Origin of the sequence: Nocardiopsis ganjiahuensis DSM 45031 (assembly GCF_000341085.1) — a bacterium.
In the GTDB taxonomy this organism is placed as follows: domain Bacteria; phylum Actinomycetota; class Actinomycetes; order Streptosporangiales; family Streptosporangiaceae; genus Nocardiopsis; species Nocardiopsis ganjiahuensis.
Genome location: NZ_ANBA01000042.1, coordinates 1 through 3977, shown reverse-complemented (window position 1 = coordinate 3977; position 3977 = coordinate 1). Strand labels below are relative to the sequence as shown.

Annotated in this window: 3 protein-coding genes; all 3 read left to right on the top strand. The window is 73.6% G+C overall.

Features of this window, described 5'->3' with window-relative positions; genetic code table 11:
* On the top strand, positions 1–1090 hold a 1090-nt coding region (locus D458_RS0132625; RefSeq protein WP_017590921.1), incomplete at its 5' end, for a glycosyltransferase family 2 protein.
* Between the two features lie 245 nt (positions 1091–1335).
* Positions 1336–3384, top strand: coding sequence for a glycosyltransferase family 2 protein (locus D458_RS0132620; RefSeq protein WP_040703075.1), 2049 nt, complete (start codon positions 1336–1338; stop codon positions 3382–3384).
* Positions 3381–3977, top strand: a 597-nt coding sequence (locus tag D458_RS0132615) for a glycosyltransferase (protein ID WP_026119909.1), incomplete at its 3' end; no start/stop codon positions are given. The genes D458_RS0132620 and D458_RS0132615, both read left to right, overlap by 4 nt.

Here is a 3977-nt window from a genome sequence, read left to right as displayed (position 1 = left end):
CGCGGCGGGGCGGGCCGAGAAGCTCTTCGACCTGGAGAGCGCCGACCCGCACTGGGTGGAGCGCCTGATCAACCAGCACGACCGGCTGCGCACCGCCGGACGCCTGTCCTACAAGGTGTTCATCGGCGCGACCGGTTCCCTGCACCGGAGCCTGTTCGACGCCGCCGGAGGACTGGACCCGGCCCTCATCCTGGGCGGCGACACCGAGTTCGCCTACCGGGTCGCCCAGCAGGGCGCGGTGTTCGTCCCGGACCTGGACACCAGCAGCTGGCACCTGGGCCGATCCCAGATGCAGACCCGCCGCGACGCCGGGACCCGCTACCGGGTGCCGTACGTGTCCAACCGGGTGCCCGACTTCCACCTGCGGCGCAAGCGCCCCGACCGCCAGTGGCAGGTGCCCCTGGTGGACGTGGTCGTGCCCGCCGAGGGCCGCACCCTGGAGGAGGTCGACGCCACCGCCTCGGCACTGCTCGCCGGTACCACCCCGGACCTGCGCCTGTGGCTGGTCGGTCCGTGGGGTTCCCTGCACGAGGACCGCCGATCCCCGCTGGACGAGGACATCCTGGACCTGCGCCTGGTGCACGAGACCTTCCGCGGGGACCCGCGGGTGCGCCTGGTGGAGGCCGAACCCGACCGCGACCCGTGCGTGCCCTTCCGGTTGACCGTCGCCGCGGGGGCCGTCCCGACCGCCGACGCCCTGCGCGACCTGGTCAAGGAGATCGACCGCGAGGGCGCCGGGCTGCTGTGCGCGCCCCTGCCCGGGGCCACCCGGGGTGACGGCGTCCTGCGCCTGGAGCGGACCTCCGCCTACGCCCGGGCCCTGCACCTGGAGCCGGAGGCGGCCGGCACGGACCTGGACCGGGTGGTGGAGGAGACCCAGGGGACCCACTGGATCCCGGCGGAGAAGTTCGTCTCCGACCCGGAGGCGGAGCCCGCGCCCACGGACAAGCCCGAGGTGCTCCAGAAACGCCTGGACCGGGCCCTGGCCGAGGCCGACCGCCTCCGCGCCCGGGCCGAGCGGGCCGAGCGCAAGCTGCGCTGGTTCACCCCCGGACTGACCCGGAGGGTGCTGCGCAAACTGGCCCGCTGAGGACCGTCCCCGCCGGGCAGGGCGGGGACGGGAGCGGGCGAAGGCAGCCGCCGGGGCCGAGCGAAGGCCGGGACGCGGGCGAGAGCGGGACACAGGAGCGGGAAGAGGGCGGCCGACGCCCCCGACCCAGACACGCCGTGACGTTTGATCACTGTGTGTAACCGAGTTGGCTAAGGTGGGCGGTGTGACCGGTCAGCGCCGGTTCGCACCTCTGCTTTCGCCCGCTCCGAACCCGGGGTCGCCCGATGATCCACTCAGTCCTACGCCAGGCGCTGCTCACACGTGGCGACGAAACGGCGATCCTCTGTCACACCGGGGCCCACGAGTCGACCCGGAGAGAGCTCTCGGGCCTGCGGCTGCGTCCCGACGACCTGACGGTCGACCTGGACGCCCACCCCTTGGGGGAGCCGTTCGGGGTCACCACCGTGGGCGGGGAGGACCAGCCCGAAGCCGTCGGGCTGGTCGCGATGATCGCGGCCAGCCTCACCGACCTGCGCCGCTGCCTGGTCACCGCCGGCTCCCTGCCCCGCACCGTCCACCTGGTCGTGGTGGTCGCGGACACCCCGGGGCACCACGGCCCCCTCGTCCCCAGCCCGCCGGGCATCGACGAGTGGAACGACCTCCTGGAGTTGCGCGTTCGCCGCCTGGGCAAACGCGGTTGGATCTGCGAGCTGTACTTTCCCAACTCCGTCGAGACCGGCCAGGCCCTCGACTGCGTCCTGCACGGAACCAACGGCGGGCGGCGCGGCCCGCGGGCCACACCCCTGGCCGGGGTCCACGGGGAGCAGGGAGCGCTGTGGCGGCCCGGCGACGTCGCCGCCACCGGGGTGAGCGCGACCGGCCCCGTGCCGCTGCGCCGGGTCTCACCCGTCGCCGACCTCGTGCTCCGCACCGACGACGGCGGCCTTCCCCTCTGGGAGGACGCCGTCGTCCCCCACCTGGACGTGCCCACGATCCGCGCCCTCGGCTCAGGGACCGCCGGCCCCGCGGCCGGAGCCGCTGCCACCGCCCGCGTCACCGAACCCGACCCCGTCACCTCCCTCGCACCCGTCGACGAACACAGCGTCAACCCCGTCGGTTTCACCAAGAAGGCGGGCGGCCCCATGGGCGACCTGTCGGTCCGGGACGGGCGGACGGTGATCACGGAGGGCAGGAAGGTCCTCTGCGCGGTCCCCGCGGACGGCACGGTCACCGACCTGGACATCGGCCGGGTGCGCTACCTGCGCGGGATCCGGGTGGACTGGTCCGGACACGCGGGATCCGTCGCCGTCGTGCGCGCGGTGGCCTCCCTGGCCGCCGGGGGAGTCCCCCTGGTCAGCGGACCCGTCCCGGACTGGGCGGCCGGACTCGGCCCGGCGCTCACCGACGCGCTCACCCGGCTGGACGAGAGCGAACTCGCCGACCCCCTCAGCAGGGAGGAGCAGAGCGTCCGGTTGCGGCGCGCCTCGCTCCGCGTCCACGGCCAACTGGTCCGCTGGCGCGCGCTGGCCGAACGGGCCGGTGTCCCGGTACCGCCCGAGCCCCTGGTGTCGGTGATGCTGTGCACCCGGAGGCCGGAGCTCGTGGGGTTCGCACTGGCGCAGGTCGCCCGCCAGCGCGGGGTGCGGTTCGAGCTGGTCCTGGCCCTGCACGGGTTCTCCGCGGATCTGCCGGAGGTCCATGCGGCCGTCACGGACTTCGCCGCGACCGGTATCCCGATCACCGTGCACGAGGCCCCCGCCGACCAGGTGTTCGGCGCGGTCCTCAACGACACGGTGGACCGCACGTCCGGCACCGTCATCGCGAAGTGGGACGACGACGACTGGTACGGCCCCGAGCACCTGGCCGACATGCTGATGGCCCGCACCTACGCGTGCGCCGACCTGGTCGGCGTCACCCAGGACCTGGTCTACCTGGACGAACTCGACCTGACCGTGTGGCGGAGCTACCAGACGGAGAAACCCTCGCCGGACGTGGTGGGCAGCACGATCGTCATCGACCGCTCCGTGCTGCGTGACGTCGGCGGGTTCCGCCCGCTGCCCCGGGCGATCGACAGCCAGCTGCTCCTGGCGGTCCGCCGCAACAGCGGCCGGATCTACCGGACCCACGGTCTCGGCTACCTGCTGCGCCGTGCCGGACAGGGGCACACCTGGGGGGCCGACATGGGCTATTTCCTGCGCAGGAGCACCAGGCAGTGGTCCGGCTGGCGGCCGAGCTCCCTGCTGGAGGGCGAACCCGCCCCGCTGGGGCAGCCGGACCAGGGCCGGGGTCGGACGCTGATCTGGGCCACCGAGTACACGGGAGGACAGTCGTGACCAGTGCGGACAACGTCTCAGAGCGCGGACCGGGGGCGCGCGCCGACACCCGGGTACGGGTCGGCGTGGTCCCCGCCCAGGGCGGGGCGGTCGGCCCCGAGCGGGAGGCGGACCACGGACAGCCCTGGGTGTTCCGCAACGACTACGCGCGGCTGGACGTGCCCGCGCTGGGGGAGTGGACGCCGACGCTGTCGGTGAGTGTGGTGATTCCGGCGCACGGGGGCCCGGACAAGCTCGCCCTGGTGCTGGCCTCGCTGGCGGCGCAGAGCTATCCGGCGCACCTGATGGAGGTGGTCGTGGTGGACGACGGTTCACCCGAACCGCTCTCCCTGCCCCGGGTCCGCCCCGAGAACACGGTGGTCCTGCCCTCGGCACCCGACGGTTGGGGTTCGGCGCACGCGGTCAACACCGGGGTCGCGGCCTCCTCCGGACAGGTCGTCCTGCGTCTGGACGCGGACATGCTCGTCTACCGCGAGCACGTGGAGTCCCAGATGCGCTGGCACCACCAGGTGGACTACGCCGTGGTGATGGGCCACAAGATGTTCGTGGACTTCGATCCGGCCGCGATGACCCCCGAGTACGTGCACGAGGAG

Coding starts and splice junctions, on each gene's coding strand:
- D458_RS0132620 (WP_040703075.1), top strand. CDS start 1,336: ATGATCCACTCAGTCCTACGCCAGGCGCTGCTCACACGTGGCGACGAA.